The sequence below is a fragment of the Streptomyces sp. UG1 genome (assembly GCF_049974585.1).
Taxonomy (GTDB): Bacteria; Actinomycetota; Actinomycetes; order Streptomycetales; family Streptomycetaceae; genus Streptomyces.
This window is the reverse complement of sequence record NZ_JBNGGG010000057.1, coordinates 1-15,000: the sequence shown is the minus strand read 5'-3', so window position 1 is coordinate 15,000 and position 15,000 is coordinate 1. Positions and strand designations below refer to the sequence as shown.

Sequence of the window (15,000 nt, the reverse complement as noted above, 5' to 3'; positions counted from 1 at the left end):
TTCTCTGTCGGCGTCGACGGGATCCGTCGGATGGAGCCCTTGCGGGGACGACTCCGCGCGCCGACTGGATCCTTCGCTGTGGCAGGCCTCTGTCGGGTCCGGTCCCATGGTCGGCCGGTTTGTCGCGGGGCTGGTTTCGTGGTGAGCCGGCTGCTCGCTGGGTGGGCTTCGCGTGGGGTCGGTTGATCCCGCGGTGGGCATGTCCTCCGTCGGTCGGCTCTCGCCCGGGGCGGTTCTTCGCGCTGGTCAGGCCGGTGCCGTACGGAGCCGCCTGACAGGGATTGCCGGTGGGGGCCGTTAGCGTCGGGAGGAACCCAGCCGACGAGGGCCCGGAGGACGCGGTGGCGGAGAGACAGGAGCGGACGGCGCCGGACGCCGTGCTGACGCGGATCGGGCAGGTGGTGATGCTCCATCACGCCGGGGACCGCGAGGAGGCCCGGCGTCGCCTGCTGGACCTGTGGACGGAGGTCGGTGAGGACGGCGACCCACTGCACCGATGCACGCTGGCCCACTACCTGGCCGACACACAGGACGACCCCACGGACGAACTGGCCTGGGATCTGCGGGCGTTGACGGAGGCGGAAGGGGCCAGCAGCGCGGTCGCGGTACGGGCGTTGTACCCCTCGCTGCATCTCAACCTGGCCGCCGACTATGTGAAGCTCGACCGCGAGGAGGCCGCGCGCGTGCACCTGCGGCGGGCGCGAGGGGCGGCGGGGGTGCTGGGGGACGACAGCTACGGGGATGGGGTGCGCGCGGAGATCCGGCGGTTGGAGGGGTGGTTGGGGGAGGGGGCTTAAGAGGGGAGGGGCGGCGGGCGAAGGGTGCACTCAGCGCCCGTATGTCTGCTCGCAGATCCTCGACTCGGGGCTGTCCGGGGGCCAGCCGCCGTACTTCCTGCCCAGTGCGCAGATGTCCCCGTTCCCCTGGACCGCTTTCGGCAGCGACGCCGAAACGTCGGGGACTGGGGCGGAAGGCTGGGGCGGGACGTGGGGCCTGGGGGCGGAGTGTTGCGGGCGGCGGGGATCGTGCGGCTCGGGGCGGGAGCGCTTCGGCGGGGGTGTGGGGTGGGCCGGGGCCGTGGCGGGCGCGGAGGATGCGGCTGATGGTGTGGGGTCCGGGCCGCCGATCAGGGCCAGGGCCTCGCGGGCCGGCGCCTGGACGACCTCGGGTTCCGTGGGTTCCGTAGGGCCGCTCGGCCGGGGAGCCGGTGGCGGGGAGGGCGCCGTCGGCGCGCCGGGGGCCGGCGGGCGCTGGACCGTCGTACAGCCGGCAAGGGCCGAGACGGCCACGGTGACCAGGAGCGTTGCGGTGGTCGTCGTTCGATGCACCCGCGCAACTCTGCTGGTTCGGGCGGCCGTTGGGGCGGGAGACGAGCAGAGGTTGATCCACACGGGTGATCTCCGTCCCCGTACGGGCGGCGCGGACCCGTCCCGGCTGACGTCAGTCGCCGGTGGCCCCGTCGATGCGCTCGCGGATCAGGTCGGCGTGGCCGTTGTGACGGGCGTACTCCTCGATCATGTGCGTGTAGATCCAGCGCAGGTTGAACCGCTCGCCGGAGCGCGGATGACTGCCCTCGGAGATGTCGTCCAGCCCGAAGCGGGCCGCGTTGTGCCTGGCGGCCTCGATCTCGGCCTGCCAGGTGGCGCACGTCTCCTCCCAGGTGTTCGTCTCCGTGAGGTGGAACTCGCCGTCCCGGTCCTCCTCGGTGTAGTGGATCGGGCTCACCCCCTCGGCCGCGAGCACCCTGCGGAACCAGCTCCGCTCCACGTCCGCCATGTGCCGCACCAGCCCCAGCAGGGACAGCTCGGACGGCTCCACGGAGGCGGTCCTGAGCTGGGCGTCGGTCAGGCCCTCGCACTTCCACGCGAGGGTCCGGCCGTGGTAGTCCAGCCAGCCCTCCAGCATCGTGCGCTCGTCGGCGAGGGTCGCGGGCTCTCGGCGTTCGGTCGTCATGCCCGCATCGTCGCTCAACTCACGCCGGTTCACCAGGAGCTTTCATGGCGGCGGGCGGATCGCCGAACATCCCGCCGAGCAGTTCGCGCAGCCCCGCCCGTACCTGCTCCAGGCTCGGCACCCGCGCGCTGAAGGACCCCGCCACGCAGCTGAACATCAGTCCGTCCGCCCACGCGACCAGGGACAGCACATGCCGCTCCGGGGCCGTCGAGCCCATCGCCGTCACCAGGGCGGTGAGCTGGTCGCGGAAGCGGGCGCCCGTCGCGTCGAAGTAGGCGCGCAGCTCGGGGCGGCGCGTGGCCTCCAGGGCGAGTTCGTAGCGGGCGAGGGTGAGGTCGCGGTTGCGGGTCAGGGCGCGGTGGGTCGCCAGGGCCAGGCCGTCGGCCAACGAGTCGAGGCCGCCTCGCGGGTCCGGCATCTCCTCCAGCGCCAGCACCCGCGCCTCGCGCTCGGCCAGTCGGCGCACCGCCAGTTCCAGCAGGGCCTGCCGGGTGCGCGCCAGGTTCGAGGTGGAGCCCTGGGGCAGTCCGGCCGCCTCGTCGACCGCTCGGTGCGTGAGCCCGCGCATACCGCGCTCGGCGAGCAGGGCGAGGGCGGTGTCGGCGACGAGATCGACGCGCGAGGCGCCTGCGGAGCGTACGGACATGGCGATCAATCTATCTCTCGGACTACGCCTGTAGTACAGTCGGGCGCACCGCATTACTACATCTGTAGTTAGCTCAGGAGGAAGCCATGGCACAGTCGAGGCGGGCCCTCGTCATCGGCGGCGGCATCGGAGGCCTGACCGCGGCGGCCGCACTGCACCAGGGCGGCTGGGACGTCACCGTGCTGGAGCGGGCCTTGTCCCTGGAGCCGGTCGGCGCGGGCATCTCGCTCGCGCCCAACTCCCTGCGCGCGCTGGACGTCATCGGGCTGGGCGACGAGATCCGCGACCTCGCGGCCTGGCAGGGCGACGGCGGAGTGCGCACCCCGTCCGGGCGCTGGCTCTCGCGCACGGACGCCGCCGTCGTGGCCGAGCGCTTCGGCGGCCCCCTCGTCCTGCTGCACCGGGCCACCCTCGTCAACAGCCTCGCCGCGCGCCTACCGGCCGAGGCCGTCCGCACCGGGGTCGCCGCGACCCTTGCCGATCCGGGCGACGCCGACCGGCCCGCGCGCGTAAGCACACCGGACGGCGACCTGGAGGCCGACCTCGTGGTGGCCGCCGACGGCATCCGGTCCGCCGTACGCCGGGCGCTGTTCCCGCACCACCCCGGGACCGTCTACTCGGGGTTCACGACGTGGCGGGTCGTCATCGCGGTGCCCGGCGTGGAGTTCGCCTCGCACGAGACCTGGGGCCGGGGCCGCATCTGGGGCTCGCACCCGCTGAAGGACGGCCGCGTCTACGCCTACGCCGCGGCGGTCACCCCCGCCGAGGGGCGCGCTCCCGACGACGAGAAGGCCGAACTGCTGCGCCGCTACGGCGACTGGCACGACCCGGTCCCCGCGATCCTCGCCGCCGCCCGCCCCGAGGACGTCCTGCGCCACGACGTCCACCGCATCGCCGAGCCGCTGCCCGCCTACCACCGCGGCCGGGTCGCGCTGGTCGGGGACGCCGCGCACGCCATGGAGCCGATGCTGGGGCAGGGCGGCAACCAGGCCGTCGAGGATGCCGTCGTGCTCGCCGCGTACTGCGACGACCTCGGCTCCTACAGCGCGGCTCGCCTTCCGCGTACGACCACTATCGCCCGGCAGGCCGCGCGGGTCGCCCGCCTCAACCTGATGACGAACCGCGCCGGGATCGCCGTACGGAACACGGCGCTGGCCGCGCTGTCCAAGGCGGCGCCGCTGCTGTTCCTGCGGGGCTTCGAGGACATCGCCGACTGGCGGCCGCCGCAGGCGCCGTATGCTGCCGGGAAGACCCCGGCAGGCAACCGTTAGAGGAGCACACCCGTGAAGGTCGGCTGCATCGGACTCGGTGACATCGCGCAGAAGGCCTACCTGCCGGTGCTCGGCGTGCAGCCCGGGGTCGAACTGCATCTGCAGACCCGTACGCACGCGACGCTCGCCCGGGTCGCCGACGGCCTCCACCTGCCGGCCGCGCAGCGGCACGCGGACCTCGACTCGCTCCTCGCGCAGGACCTCGACGCCGCCTTCGTGCACGCGCCGACCGTCGCGCACCCGGAGATCGTGACCCGGCTCCTCGAGGCGGGCGTGCCGACATATGTCGACAAGCCGCTCGCCTACCGGTTCGCCGACTCCGAGCGGCTGGTGGCGCTCGCCGAGCGGCGGAACGTGAGCCTCGCCGTCGGCTTCAACCGGCGCTACGCCCCCGGCTATGTGCAGTGTGCCGACCATCCGCGCGAGCTGATCCTGATGCAGAAGAACCGGATCGGGCTGCCGGAGGAGCCGCGCGCGATGATCCTCGACGACTTCATCCACGTCGTCGACACGCTGCGCTTCCTGGTGCCCGGCCCCATCGACGACGTCACCGTGCGTGCCCGGGTCGAGGGCGGACTGCTGCACCATGTCGTGCTCCAGCTCGCCGGGGAGGGTTTCACCGCCCTCGGCGTGATGAACCGGCTCAGCGGCTCGGCCGAAGAGGTCCTGGAGGTCTCCGGGCAGGACACCAAGCGCCAGGTCCTCAACCTCTCCGAGGTCGTCGACCACAAGGGCCAGCCGACCGTGCGGCGGCGCGGGGACTGGGTGCCGGTGGCCCGGCAGCGCGGCATCGAGCAGGTGGCGCTGGCCTTCCTCGACGCCGTGCGCGCTGGAAAGGTGCTCAGTGCCCGCGACGCGCTGGCGACCCACGAGTTGTGCGAACGGGTGGTACGGGCGGTTCAGGAGCGGGCGGCCTGAGCCGGGGCCGCAGCGTCCGTATGCCCGCGCCCGCGCCCCAGGCGGCCATGATCAGCAGCGCCGCCAGGAACGGCCAGTCGCCGAAGCGGACGTACGGAGTGGTGTCACCGGACAGCGGCACCTCGTAGACCGCGCTGGTGCGCTCGCTCGTGGCCAGCCAGGAACCGATGCGCTGCCCGCTCGGCCCGTACACGGCGGAGACACCGGTCAGCGTCGCGTGCACCATCGGCCGGCCGGTCTCGGCGGCGCGCAGCGCGGCGAGCGAGGCGTGCTGCTCCGGGGCCCAGCTCTGCTGGAACGTCGAAGTCGCCGACTGGGCGACCAGCACCTCGGCGCCGTCGTCCGCGAGATTGCGGCTCATGTCGGGGAACGCGGACTCGAAGCAGACCATCGGGCCGATGCGCAGCCCGTGCCCGGCGTCCATCACGACCTGCTGGGTGCCGCGCCTGCGGTCCTCGGCGGCCGCCTTGCCCACGGAGGTGGCCCAGCCCAGCACCGAGCGCAGCGGTATGTACTCCCCGAAGGGGACCAGCCGCATCTTGTCGTAGCGGGCGCCGGTCGGGCCGTCCCGGCCGACGAGGATCGAACTCTTGTAGATGCCGGGCTTGTCGGAGCGCCGCGCGTCCACGTTGACCAGGATGTTCGTCCCCGTCTCGCGGGAGAGCGCCGCGAGCCGCCGGGCGAAGTCGGGCCGGTCGCCCAGGTCGAAGCCGACGCTGCTCTCGCCCCAGACGATCAGGTCGGCGCCCCGGCCCGCCAGCTCGCGGGTGAGCTGCACCTCGCGGTCGAAGCGCCGGTCGGCCTTGCCCGCGCCCTCGATCACGCCGGGCTGTACGACGGCGATCCGGACCCGGTCCTGGACGTCGGGGCGCGGCGACCACATCCAGGCGGCCGAGGTGGCCACGGCCGTGGCGGTGAGCCCGGCCACCGCCGGCACCCGCGACGAGCGCACCGTCACCAGCACCGCGACCGCGACATTGACGGCGACCATCAGGAAGCTGATCAGCCACACCCCGCCCACCGAGGCCAGCCGCAGCGCGGGCTCCACCTGCCACTGACTGGAGCCCAGCACACCCCACGGCCCGCCGAGCCCCTCCCAGGAGCGGACCAGCTCGACCATCAGCCAGCCGGACGGCAGCACGAGGAGCGCCGCCGCCACCCGGCCCGGGGACGGGCCCGACGAGGCCAGGAAGCGGCGCACCAGCCAGCCCCAGGGGGCCCACAGGGCGCCGAGCAGGGCGGCGATGACGAACGTGAAGACATGCAGGTTCGGCAGCAGCCAGTGATGCATCGCCAGCATGAAGCCGAACCCGCCCCACCAGCCGTCGTACAACGCCCGCTTCCCGGTCGGCGCGGTGCGGATCAGCGCGATCCACGGGACCAGGGCGACGTACGCGAACCACCACAGCGACGGCTCGGGAAAGGCGAGCACGGGCAGCGCACCGGCGAGCACGGCGGCGGTCGAGCGCCGCCACGGCGAGGCGAGCCAGTGGCTGATCCTCTTCATGCGGCGCCTCCCTGCCCCGTGGTCCTTCCAGTGTGCTCGCAGGCACTGACAGCGGGACAGTGGGCGTCCGCTCAGTCGATCGCCGCGGGCGCGGTCCGCTCGGGCAGGCGGCGCCATTTCTCCTGGACGATCACCTCGCGCAGCCGCCAGCCGTCGTACGTCCGCAGCAGCCCGAAGGCGTACCGGCCGCCGCACACGAAGTCGGGCGCCGAGGAGCCCTCGCCGTCCCCGGCGAACCGCATCGGGTTGACGTAGTCGGCCTGCACCCGCGCCGTGTCACCGGTGTCCTGCTCCAGCACCCCGAAGCGCACCCGTCGGTTGACGATGAGATGCTGCCGCATCGAGAACACCCGCATGCTCTCCGCGAGCCACGCGGCGATGCTTCCCGCGTCTCCCTCGATCCCACCGGCTGACCGGTAGTCCGCCCGCCCGTCGGCGGTGAACAGACTTCGGTAGGCCGTCCAGTCGCCGTCGTCCACGGCCACCGCATAGTCGGTGATCACTCCGTCGACCGCCAACCGGTCCCTCAGGGTGGCGAGTTCCACACGCTGCGTCATCGGCTCAGTGTTGAGCATGAGGCGTACGGAGCCAAGAGGGCGTACGGCGGTAATCGGTGGATGAGAGTGGGGTCGGTCGAGCGGACCCGCGCGCGGGTGGGTGAGGCGCGAGCGGCGATGACGTCTTCATCATGACAGCTCGGAGACCGTTTGCGTAGGACCGAAGGCACAGCTCGACAGCCTTGGCCGGGCTCCTCTCCGGCCCTCACAATCCCCGTCATGGATCACACCGAAAAGGTCGATGAGGATGCGGTGCTGCGGGCGCGGACGCTGCTGCTCGGATCCGGCAGACCGGCCATCGGCCAACAGGTCGAGGCCTACCGGGTGCTTTCGTCGGTCAGCCCGCTGTCCTATCTGCCGAAGCTGACGGAGGCGCTGCTCTCGTACGGATATGCGCCGGAGGTCCGGGACCGGCCGGAGGTGCGACTGGCGCGCCACGCCGACGCCGTTGCCACGGCACGGCGCATCGATGCGGGCGACCCCAGGAGGACCGAGCTGCTGGTGCGGGCTCTGTCCGCGTACCGGCACGGGCTGTATGCCGCCGGGCGGCGGGCTGAGGGCTTCGCCGTGTGCGAGGAGATGGCCGCGGCCGGGCGGTGGGGTTTCGAGCAGGGACAAGTGCCGAGTCCCAGCTACGGGCACGGGCCCCTGGCCATGGCGCTGGCCGAGAGCGGCAAGCACCGGGAGGCCGCGGAGCTGTGCGGGAAGTTGGTGGAGGATGCCCGCGCGGAGGGCCCGGACAAGGTCTCGTTCTGGACCATGCTGGAATGGGCGGCCGAACTGGATGCCGCGGGACGGCACGACGCGGCCCTCGAGGCCTTCGCGGACATCGTGGACGTCAGCCGTGGTGAACTCGCCGAGGACAGGACTTCGCTGGCCATCGTGACCTGGCAACTGGTCCATCAGGCCGGGATGCTGGACGCGGCCGGGCGCCATGGGCAGGCTCGCGGGGCCCGGCAGGAGGCCCTTGCCCTCATGACCGAGCTGGACAGGACCGGGGAACGCAAGGTCTGGAGCAACATCCTGTCGTGGTGGACCACTCTGTACGCGCTGTCGGGCAGGTCGGCGGAGCCGACGCCGCTTCCGGGTGCGCCGGCGCCTGCGTTCGGCTTCTCGTTCCTCGACTGGTCGCCGGACGTCAGACAGGCGTACTTCGACGGCCTGCCCACCCTCGAGGCAGAGGTCGCCGGTCTGAGGGAGCGGGCCACGACAGACCCGCGCGCACATCTTCCCGCCCTGGTGGACCTGCACCGAAGGCTCACCATTCGTTCAGCCGTGTACCGGGAAAGACGCAGCCATCGCATCCTGAAGCCGCTCCGCCCGCTCTTCAACGAAGGTGTGGCGCTTGCGCGTCGTCTGGCCGACGTGGTCGGCGGGGCGGAGGGCCGGGGGGCGTTGGGGCGGGCCCTGACCGACCGTTCCATGTTCCTTCTCGCCGCCCGTCAGTACGGCGAGGCGTATGACGACTATCGCGAGGCCGTCGGCTTGCTCGGCCGATGAGCCACCGGTGCGGCATCAACTGGGGGCCTGGCGCCCCAGGATCTCTTCAAGCGGCCTCGATGACCTCACCACGGATGGCGGCCGCCCACTCGACCACCAACAGCTCGTACTCCGCGCGCTCCTGAGCGGACAGTGAGCCGCCCGCGCGCAGCCACAGGGCACGGATCTCCTCGTTCACCTCGGCAGCAGACCGCACGGAACCAGGGCCTAAGGAATGGGGGGACATGCGGACAAGCCTAGGGGCAAGGACTGACAGCGCGCTACCGGACGGCTACGCACAACGTATGTGATTGGTCACGGAATTCGGCGGGGGCGTTTGGGAGGGCGCCCCTACTGACTCGCGGGTCAGGTGCGTCAGCCCGACGACTCCGCAGCGTGCGGGCTCAACACGCCCGCCGTCACCAGGGCGATGATGACTATGCCGAGGGCGATGCGGTACCAGACGAACGGCATGAAGCTCTTGGTCGAGATGAACTTCATGAACCAGTTCAAGTCGAGGTTCTGAGCGGCTCTGACCTGCTGTTTCCACCACTCATCAAGATTGAATGGGAGAGCAGTGGGAGATGGCACAATCTCCTGCTCCATGGTCAGGGTAACGTGCGAGTAGAGACCTTCCACGCCGGCGACCTCGTGGCCCATGCGGGTCTCCACGGCGATGCGACTGTGTCGATCTTCGTCCAGCCACTCCTTGCCGCCGTGACGAAGCAGGTACAGCCGCTTCCCGGCGTATGCGGTCGCAGGGACCTCCGGAAGGGGACGGCGGGAGGTGACCGGCTGGGGCTGGTTCAGGCGGACGGTCGACCGCGCGAGACCGGCTGCCAGTAGGAGTAGCTAAAGTTTGCGTTGGCCAGTAGCCCGCCGCCAATGGCCGGGAACAGGTACTCGTGGTCATGGATGGCGAGGAGCGCCGTGAGCCTTTTCCATCCTCAGCCTGCGCTGGCCAGATGCAGAGTGAGGACAGCCTGAACAAGGCTCGTGATGCGGGTGGTCGAGCAGCGGGGCTCGCGGAGAAGCCGCCAGGACTTGAGGGTGGCGACGGCCTGCTCGACCAGGGCCCGGATCTTCGCGTGGGACCGGTTGACGGCCTGCCGGCCTGTGGACAGCGTCTCCCATCGGCCGCGGTAGGGAACACGGACCGTGCCCCCGGCTCCTTGGTATCCCTTGTCGGTCCGTCCATGACGTCCGTGCTGCCCGCGAGCTTGTGTTTGCCCGAGTAGAACGGTCGGTCGACGGCGATACGGTCGGCCCCGGCCGCATGATCCGGCAGGGGCGTTCTACCAAGGAGCCTTCGACGTCGTACAAGCCCAGGCAACCACCCGACGGTGCGACGTCATGTTCACCGGCAGCGGAGGGGACGAGGTCAACGCCCACCACTCCAGGACCGATACAGGGAACTGCCGACGCCGGAACCCGTCCCGTGGCTCGGTCCGAAGGCGGTCCGCGCCCTGGCCGAGGTGAACGAGCACCTGGCGCCCATCCCCGTCCTGCTGGTGCCGACCCTGATGGCGTTCGGGATGCACAACCCAACAGTGTCGGAGTCCCGCACCGGTGGCCAAGCGGCCGCCGGCACCTACGGCGGCGGACCACCGTAAGCCTGCTCGGCCTCCTGGTAGCGCTCCACCAAGAGCGCGTCCATCACGGTGGACCCCGGTCCGAAGAACTTGCCGAACCGCTCCCGGTACTGCTGGAACCAGTGCGGTCGCTCGGACAGGAAGAAGACGTCGTGCAGGGCGATGGCGCGGATGGCGAACAGGGGCAAGGGTGCCTTGCTCACCGTGAAGCGGGGGTTGCGTGCGGCCGTCACCTCGCAGTTCTCGTGGAACTGGCCGATCATGAGCCCCTGTGCCACGAAGGCGTCCTTCACCCGGGCATGGGCCTGGTCGAGCAGTCCGGTGTCCTCGCTGCGCAGGTCGGGAAGGGCGACCACCATGGCCCGCAGCATGGGATTGCGGCCCTGCCAGGTCGTCAGCTCGTACTCCCGCAGACTGCTGAGGGCGATCTCCTCGATGAGGTCGAGGGTTGGCGCGTGACCGGCCAACCGCAGGCGGATCTCCATCGTCCGGTTCTTGCGCGAGGGGGCCACGAAGGGACAGATGGGCCCCGTGCGGCCGATCTCGGGATGGCTCGCTGAGATGTACTCGGTGAGCCATTCCTCGACGGTCTCCAGCGTGGACGCGAAGTCGACCAGGGATGCCGTGGACGTCATGACGCACCGGTCAGTTCGGCGACGCGGTCGACGGCGACACGTGCGAGCCGCTGGATCTCCGACTCGTCCGGGACACGGGCGTTGACGAAGGTGAGAATGTCGTCCTTGGCGACGATCACCCAGGCGGTCTCGATGCGGAAGTGGTCGACCGTGGACAGCCACCGCACGAGAAAGCCGCCGTCTCCCAGCTCGACAGGGCCCAGATCCACCCTTGAGATGTCCAGCTGCACGCCGTCGTTGAGTTCCATCCGGTACTGCGCGCAGGCGTGCACCGCGTCGAAGAGCTCCTGGTAGATCTGCCGGCAGGTCCCGTGGCCGAACTCGGCGACATGGTGGAACACCACCGACCCCACCACGTTCGTGAACAGCGCGGAGGCGTGGTGCACCGTCTCGGGATGCGTGCCGTGCGTGAGCATGTTGGTCAGGTCGACGATGGCCCGCCCCGACTCGTCGCCGGAGACGTAGACGGGATCGTAGGCGGCGCTCGGCTCCTCGCCGTAGAACGACTCCTCGAGGTCCTCCTCCCGTAACAGCAGCTGCTGGAATGCGGCGTCGTCCATCGAGGTCTCCTATCGGCGCACGAGGCTCAGCGGGCGCATGTCGGTCCAGTGCTCCTCGACGTAGGCGAGGCAGGTCTGGCGGTCGCTCTGGCCGAGCGCGACCGTCCAGCCCGCGGGCACGTCGGCGAACGAGGGCCACAGCGAGTGCTGGCCCTCGTCGTTGACGAGCACCAGGAAGGTGCCGTCGGGGTTCTCGAAGGGGTTGCTCATCATCGCTCCCTGCGCAATGCCGTCGGATGAGGGACGGGTGTGCCGGTCAGTGCTCCTGCGCGACCCTGGTCACGTAGGTGTGGATGCCGTCGATCGAGGTGAACTGGGCCATGTCGTCGAACTGCGGCTCGATGACCACGCCGTGCCGCTCCTCCAGGACCTGCTGAAGGACCACCAGCGTGAAGGAGTCGATCACCAGCTCGGCGTCGTCGGTCAGTTCCTCGGGCGGCCCGAGTCCTGCGTTCTCGGTCAATATCGCCCTGAGGTCGTCTTTCGAGATCATCGGTCCCCCTGCGCCCGCGAGGGCGATTCCGACAGGACGCGTCCGTGCATCAGCGCACGGTCGCGGATCAGCTTCCCCATGGAGTTCCGCGGCAGCAGCCGCGTGATGTGGAACCGCTTGGGGATCTTGACAGGGCTCAGCCGCTCCCGGCACCAGACCGTCAGCTCGTCCGCACCGACGGCGGGATCGGCGCCCACGAACGCCTCGATGACCTCTTGGTGCGTCACGACGGCCTCCGTCACCCGCTCGTGGGCCAGGAGGACGTTCTCCACTTCCGTGAGGTCGACCTTCAGTCCGCCGATCACCGCCAGCGAGTCGGCCCGGCCGAGCATGCTGAGCACCCCGGTCGCGGGGTCCTGCCGGACCCGGTCGAAGGTCCGCAGCCAGCCGTCCGTGTAGCGGTCGGCGTGCTCGCCGTACAGATACGGCGAGCGGTCCATCCGCACATACAGCTCCTCGTCGACGACCTTGACCTCGGCCCCCGGCACGGGGAGCCCCAGATGCGGAGGGACGGACGTGCCGGACAGGTCACCCGCGATCAGTCCGATCTCGGTCAGTCCGTAGACCGGGCTGATCGGCAGGCCGAAGCGCGCGCGGAAGTTCTCGTACGTCTCCTGCGGCACCCGCTCGCCGCCGGACACCGCGAGGCGCAGTGCGGGCAGTTGGGGCCGGTCGGCGACGCGGGACAGCAGGTCGTAGTGAACGGGTGTCCCGTAGACGGCGGTCGTCCCGGTGGCCGCCATGAGCGGTACGACCTCGGCCGGGCGCAGCGTCGGCGGGATGATCAGTGTCGCCCCGGACGCGAGGGCGTGCAGCACGCCGCTGACCAGGCCCATGTTGTGCATGACCGAGTTCAGCAGCATCATCCGGTCGTCCGCGCCGGGGATTCCGGGGAGGGCGGCGTGCCGGTCGATTTCGGCCAGCACGGAGTCGGCGGGTCGGCCGATCACCTTGGGCCGGCCGGACGAGCCCGAACTGAACTGCACCAGTCGTATGCCGTCGATGGCGGGCCGGCCGTCCGGCAGCTGTTGGACCGTGAAGTCCGACTCCTGACGGAATCCGGCCACCGGCCCTCCGGCGTCGGCCGCGGCGACGAGGTACTGCGGACGCACCTGCTGGACCAGCGGTGCGTACTCGGCCGGTTTCAGCCGGAAGTCGACCAGGACCACCTGCGCCCCGCGGCTCCACAGAGCCAACAGCACCTGTATGTACGTGAAACTCGGCGTCATCCTCAGGAGAACCGAGCTGCCTTCGCCGATTCCCTGGTTCCGGAAACGCTCCTCGAACTCGGCCACCGCACTGCGTAACTGTCCCCGGGTGACCGAAGCGCTTGACACGGCCCACGGGTCGTCGTCCGCGCCGCGGTTCAGCAGATGACTCACCCACTGCGTTTTTGCCATACGGGCTTCCTTTTGTGAAACAGCTTCGGGAAACGTGCGATCGGCATTTGTGGAAAATGAAGCTAACACCGTCGATAAACGACGGGCAAGAGCCGTCGATCAAGGCGGGCCGCCCCGCGGGCGACGCGGGGGTCCTGACGCCGCCCGCCGCACCGGCAGGGCGCCGCCTGTGAGAAGGGCAGTGCGTCCGGCGTGTGGCGGGCAGCCGTCGTGTCCCGCCGCAAGTGCGATTGGTGGGCCTCCATCAGTCGATCCAGGGGGAGTTGGCCGCCGTACCGCATCGGCGGGCGCCCGGCCGATGCCGGGCGTGCGCGCGGGTTCCGCCGGGTTGTCCCGTGTGTCCCGCCGGCGGGACAGGGCGCCGGACATGCACGTGGCATAGCCGGTTGATCTCCTTGACCCTCCGGATCTCCCAGGGTTAGGTTTCCCTCTGTCGTATTTCCGGGCGGTTACGTCCGGCTCTTGTACGCATGCGGCGATCCGCATCGCTCCGACAGTGCGGAGTTCGCTGTTTCGCTTCCGCGCGATCGAATTGACGACGCCTTTTCCAGGGCATTGTGAGTTTTTCATTCCTGTCTCTCCGGCCGTCCGTGCGGGGGAATTCTCGGAGGTGGAGACTTGTCCGTCAGTGCCGGCAGCACGCTGCCCCTCACGGCTGCGCAACGCGAAATATGGATCGCCGAGCAGCGGCTGGGGAGAGGGAATCGAGTTTTCCGGGTGGGGGAGTACCTGGAGATCCACGGAGGCGTGGACCCGGAGTTGTTCGCGCAAGCCCTGCGGCTCGTCGTCGGCGAGGCGGAGGCGCTGCACGTCCGCTTCGTCGAGGAAGGTGACGAGGTCCGGCAAGCCCTCCGAGAGCCTGCCGACTGGCCGCTCGCGGTCACCGACCTGAGCGCGGAGCCGGACCCCGAACAGGCCGCCCGCGACTGGATGGACGCCGCGGTCGCCCGGCCCGTGAACCTGACCGAGGACCGGCTGTTCGAGTATGCGCTACTGAAGGTGAGCGCAGACCGCTTCTGGTGGTACCAGGGCTACCACCACGCCGTGATGGACGCCTTCGGGTCCCTGCTGATCACACGCCGGGTCGCCGACGTCTACACCGCACTCGCCCGAGGTGGCCCGGTGGGAGCGAGCCCGTTCGGCACGCTGTCCGACCTGATCACGGCCGAACAGGCCTACCAGGCATCGGAGCAGTTCGCCCAAGACAAGGCTTACTGGACGGAACGCTTCGCTGACCGTCCGCAACCGGCAGGCCTCGTCGGCACGCCGTCGACCACGCCGGAGCGCTATCTCCGGCACACCACTGCATGGGAGCCGGCGGAACACACGGCGCTGCGCGACGCGGCCCGCCGGGCCCGCGCACCTTGGTCGCACATGGTCATCGCCGCCGCAGCCCTCCACGTCCACCGGACGACCGGCGCGGCCACCGTCGTCCTCGGCCTGCCGGTGACGGCACGCCTCACCCAGGTGGAACGCCGCACTCCCGGCACGGCTGCCAACGTCCTACCGCTCCGGCTCACGCTACGACCGGAGCTGACACTCGGCGAACTCCTCACCCAGATCCGTGAGCGCGTGCGCGAACTGGGCGGCCACCAGCGGTACCGGGCCGAGGACATTCAGCGCGACCTCGCACTGCCCGGCCGCATGGGGACGTGGTACGCACCCGTCGTCAACGTCATGTCCTTCGACTACGCGATCACGTTCGCCGGACTGCCGACCACCGCGCACAACCTCACCTCCGGCCTGGTGGGCGACCTCACCCTCGCCGTGTGGGACCGGCGTGACGGCGCCGGGCCGGTCGTCGACTTGAACGCCCACCCCGAACTGTGCACGCAGGACGAACTGGCCGCTCACCACCGGCGCCTGCTCACGGCTCTGCGAGCCGTCACGGCAACGGATTCCTCCCGGCCGATCGGGCGGATGGATCTGCTGTCCGCGCAGGAGCGGGCGGCTGTGCTGGCGGGGCCGGCTGCTGTGGTGTCGTCGCGG

16 protein-coding genes and 2 pseudogenes are annotated in these 15,000 nt (G+C 70.5%); 6 read left to right on the top strand and 12 right to left on the bottom strand.

What is annotated here, in order from left to right:
• Nucleotides 1–341: 341 nt before the first annotated feature.
• Entirely contained in the window at nt 342–797 is a 456-nt protein-coding gene (locus tag ACP4J3_RS44460) for a hypothetical protein (protein ID WP_426542857.1), read from the top strand.
• 643 nt (nt 798–1,440) lie between these two features.
• Here ACP4J3_RS44460 and ACP4J3_RS44455 read toward each other — a convergent pair.
• Both ACP4J3_RS44455 and ACP4J3_RS44450 read right to left on the bottom strand, forming a co-directional pair.
• Nucleotides 1,441–1,953 (bottom strand): DinB family protein, encoded by a 513-nt coding sequence (locus tag ACP4J3_RS44455; protein ID WP_426542855.1) that lies wholly within the window; start codon nt 1,951–1,953, stop codon nt 1,441–1,443.
• 19 nt (nt 1,954–1,972) lie between these two features.
• On the bottom strand, nt 1,973–2,599 hold the full coding sequence (locus tag ACP4J3_RS44450; protein ID WP_426542853.1) for a TetR/AcrR family transcriptional regulator: 627 nt from the start codon (nt 2,597–2,599) through the stop codon (nt 1,973–1,975).
• Between the two features lie 86 nt (nt 2,600–2,685).
• Between ACP4J3_RS44450 and ACP4J3_RS44445 the strand changes: the two genes are divergently transcribed.
• Nucleotides 2,686–3,870 (top strand): FAD-dependent monooxygenase, encoded by a 1,185-nt coding sequence (locus ACP4J3_RS44445; RefSeq protein WP_426542851.1) that lies wholly within the window; start codon nt 2,686–2,688, stop codon nt 3,868–3,870.
• Nucleotides 3,871–3,882: 12 nt separating this feature from the next.
• Nucleotides 3,883–4,788 (top strand): Gfo/Idh/MocA family protein, encoded by a 906-nt coding sequence (locus tag ACP4J3_RS44440; RefSeq protein WP_426542849.1) that lies wholly within the window; start codon nt 3,883–3,885, stop codon nt 4,786–4,788.
• On the opposite strand, the gene lnt is transcribed toward ACP4J3_RS44440, so the two are convergent.
• A complete protein-coding gene (gene lnt, locus ACP4J3_RS44435; protein WP_426542847.1) occupies nt 4,712–6,295 on the bottom strand; it encodes an apolipoprotein N-acyltransferase in 1,584 nt (527 codons plus the stop codon). The genes ACP4J3_RS44440 and lnt overlap by 77 nt on opposite strands.
• 71 nt (nt 6,296–6,366) lie before the next feature.
• Nucleotides 6,367–6,852 (bottom strand): nuclear transport factor 2 family protein, encoded by a 486-nt coding sequence (locus ACP4J3_RS44430; protein WP_426542845.1) that lies wholly within the window; start codon nt 6,850–6,852, stop codon nt 6,367–6,369.
• Nucleotides 6,853–7,071: 219 nt separating this feature from the next.
• Here ACP4J3_RS44430 and ACP4J3_RS44425 point away from each other — a divergent pair, with 219 nt between their 5' ends.
• The gene (locus ACP4J3_RS44425) at nt 7,072–8,352 is read left to right on the top strand and encodes a hypothetical protein (RefSeq protein WP_426542843.1); all 1,281 of its coding nucleotides are present in this window, start codon (nt 7,072–7,074) and stop codon (nt 8,350–8,352) included.
• Nucleotides 8,353–8,398: 46 nt separating this feature from the next.
• On the opposite strand, the gene ACP4J3_RS44420 is transcribed toward ACP4J3_RS44425, so the two are convergent.
• The 3 genes and pseudogenes from ACP4J3_RS44420 to ACP4J3_RS44410 form a co-directional block, all read right to left on the bottom strand.
• Entirely contained in the window at nt 8,399–8,578 is a 180-nt protein-coding gene (locus ACP4J3_RS44420; protein WP_078504336.1) for a hypothetical protein, read from the bottom strand.
• A gap of 128 nt (nt 8,579–8,706) precedes the next feature.
• Nucleotides 8,707–8,838, bottom strand: a pseudogene (locus ACP4J3_RS44415) (undecaprenyl-diphosphatase); the annotation flags it as partial.
• A 440-nt stretch (nt 8,839–9,278) separates the two neighbouring features.
• Nucleotides 9,279–9,595 (bottom strand): annotated as a pseudogene (locus ACP4J3_RS44410) (transposase family protein); the annotation flags it as partial.
• Nucleotides 9,596–9,806: 211 nt separating this feature from the next.
• Between ACP4J3_RS44410 and ACP4J3_RS44405 the strand changes: the two are divergent.
• Nucleotides 9,807–9,944 carry a hypothetical protein gene (locus tag ACP4J3_RS44405; protein ID WP_426542841.1) on the top strand — a complete coding sequence of 46 codons (138 nt, stop codon included), beginning with the start codon at nt 9,807–9,809 and terminating at the stop codon, nt 9,942–9,944.
• On the opposite strand, the gene ACP4J3_RS44400 is transcribed toward ACP4J3_RS44405, so the two are convergent.
• From ACP4J3_RS44400 to ACP4J3_RS44380, 5 genes are read right to left on the bottom strand one after another with little or no spacing between them, the layout of a single operon-like run.
• Entirely contained in the window at nt 9,923–10,558 is a 636-nt protein-coding gene (locus ACP4J3_RS44400; protein ID WP_426542839.1) for a DUF6875 domain-containing protein, read from the bottom strand. The two genes, ACP4J3_RS44405 and ACP4J3_RS44400, sit on opposite strands and share 22 nt — an antisense overlap.
• Nucleotides 10,555–11,118 carry a hypothetical protein gene (locus ACP4J3_RS44395; protein ID WP_390641734.1) on the bottom strand — a complete coding sequence of 188 codons (564 nt, stop codon included), beginning with the start codon at nt 11,116–11,118 and terminating at the stop codon, nt 10,555–10,557. Before ACP4J3_RS44395 ends, ACP4J3_RS44400 begins: the two co-directional genes overlap by 4 nt.
• Nucleotides 11,119–11,127: 9 nt before the next feature.
• A complete protein-coding gene (locus ACP4J3_RS44390) occupies nt 11,128–11,328 on the bottom strand; it encodes an MbtH family protein (protein WP_426542836.1) in 201 nt (66 codons plus the stop codon).
• A gap of 46 nt (nt 11,329–11,374) precedes the next feature.
• Complete coding sequence (locus tag ACP4J3_RS44385; RefSeq protein ID WP_426542834.1) at nt 11,375–11,611, bottom strand: acyl carrier protein; 237 nt, start codon at nt 11,609–11,611, stop codon at nt 11,375–11,377.
• A complete protein-coding gene (locus ACP4J3_RS44380; protein ID WP_426542832.1) occupies nt 11,608–13,011 on the bottom strand; it encodes a class I adenylate-forming enzyme family protein in 1,404 nt (467 codons plus the stop codon). The genes ACP4J3_RS44385 and ACP4J3_RS44380 overlap by 4 nt, the downstream gene beginning before the upstream one ends.
• Nucleotides 13,012–13,629: 618 nt before the next feature.
• On the opposite strand from ACP4J3_RS44380, the gene ACP4J3_RS44375 reads away from it, so the two are divergent.
• The coding region (locus ACP4J3_RS44375) for a condensation domain-containing protein (RefSeq protein WP_426542830.1) at nt 13,630–15,000 on the top strand (1,371 nt) is incomplete at its 3' end.

What these genes read in the sequence shown, in the direction of transcription:
- ACP4J3_RS44455 (WP_426542855.1), bottom strand. Translation starts at nt 1,953, where the DNA reads ATGACGACCGAACGCCGAGAGCCCGCGACCCTCGCCGACGAGCGCACG.
- ACP4J3_RS44450 (WP_426542853.1), bottom strand. Translation starts at nt 2,599, where the DNA reads ATGTCCGTACGCTCCGCAGGCGCCTCGCGCGTCGATCTCGTCGCCGAC.
- ACP4J3_RS44445 (WP_426542851.1), top strand. Translation starts at nt 2,686, where the DNA reads ATGGCACAGTCGAGGCGGGCCCTCGTCATCGGCGGCGGCATCGGAGGC.
- lnt (WP_426542847.1), bottom strand. Translation starts at nt 6,295, where the DNA reads ATGAAGAGGATCAGCCACTGGCTCGCCTCGCCGTGGCGGCGCTCGACC.
- ACP4J3_RS44430 (WP_426542845.1), bottom strand. Translation starts at nt 6,852, where the DNA reads ATGACGCAGCGTGTGGAACTCGCCACCCTGAGGGACCGGTTGGCGGTC.
- ACP4J3_RS44425 (WP_426542843.1), top strand. Translation starts at nt 7,072, where the DNA reads ATGGATCACACCGAAAAGGTCGATGAGGATGCGGTGCTGCGGGCGCGG.
- ACP4J3_RS44420 (WP_078504336.1), bottom strand. Translation starts at nt 8,578, where the DNA reads ATGTCCCCCCATTCCTTAGGCCCTGGTTCCGTGCGGTCTGCTGCCGAG.
- ACP4J3_RS44400 (WP_426542839.1), bottom strand. Translation starts at nt 10,558, where the DNA reads ATGACGTCCACGGCATCCCTGGTCGACTTCGCGTCCACGCTGGAGACC.
- ACP4J3_RS44395 (WP_390641734.1), bottom strand. Translation starts at nt 11,118, where the DNA reads ATGGACGACGCCGCATTCCAGCAGCTGCTGTTACGGGAGGAGGACCTC.
- ACP4J3_RS44390 (WP_426542836.1), bottom strand. Translation starts at nt 11,328, where the DNA reads ATGAGCAACCCCTTCGAGAACCCCGACGGCACCTTCCTGGTGCTCGTC.
- ACP4J3_RS44385 (WP_426542834.1), bottom strand. Translation starts at nt 11,611, where the DNA reads ATGATCTCGAAAGACGACCTCAGGGCGATATTGACCGAGAACGCAGGA.
- ACP4J3_RS44380 (WP_426542832.1), bottom strand. Translation starts at nt 13,011, where the DNA reads ATGGCAAAAACGCAGTGGGTGAGTCATCTGCTGAACCGCGGCGCGGAC.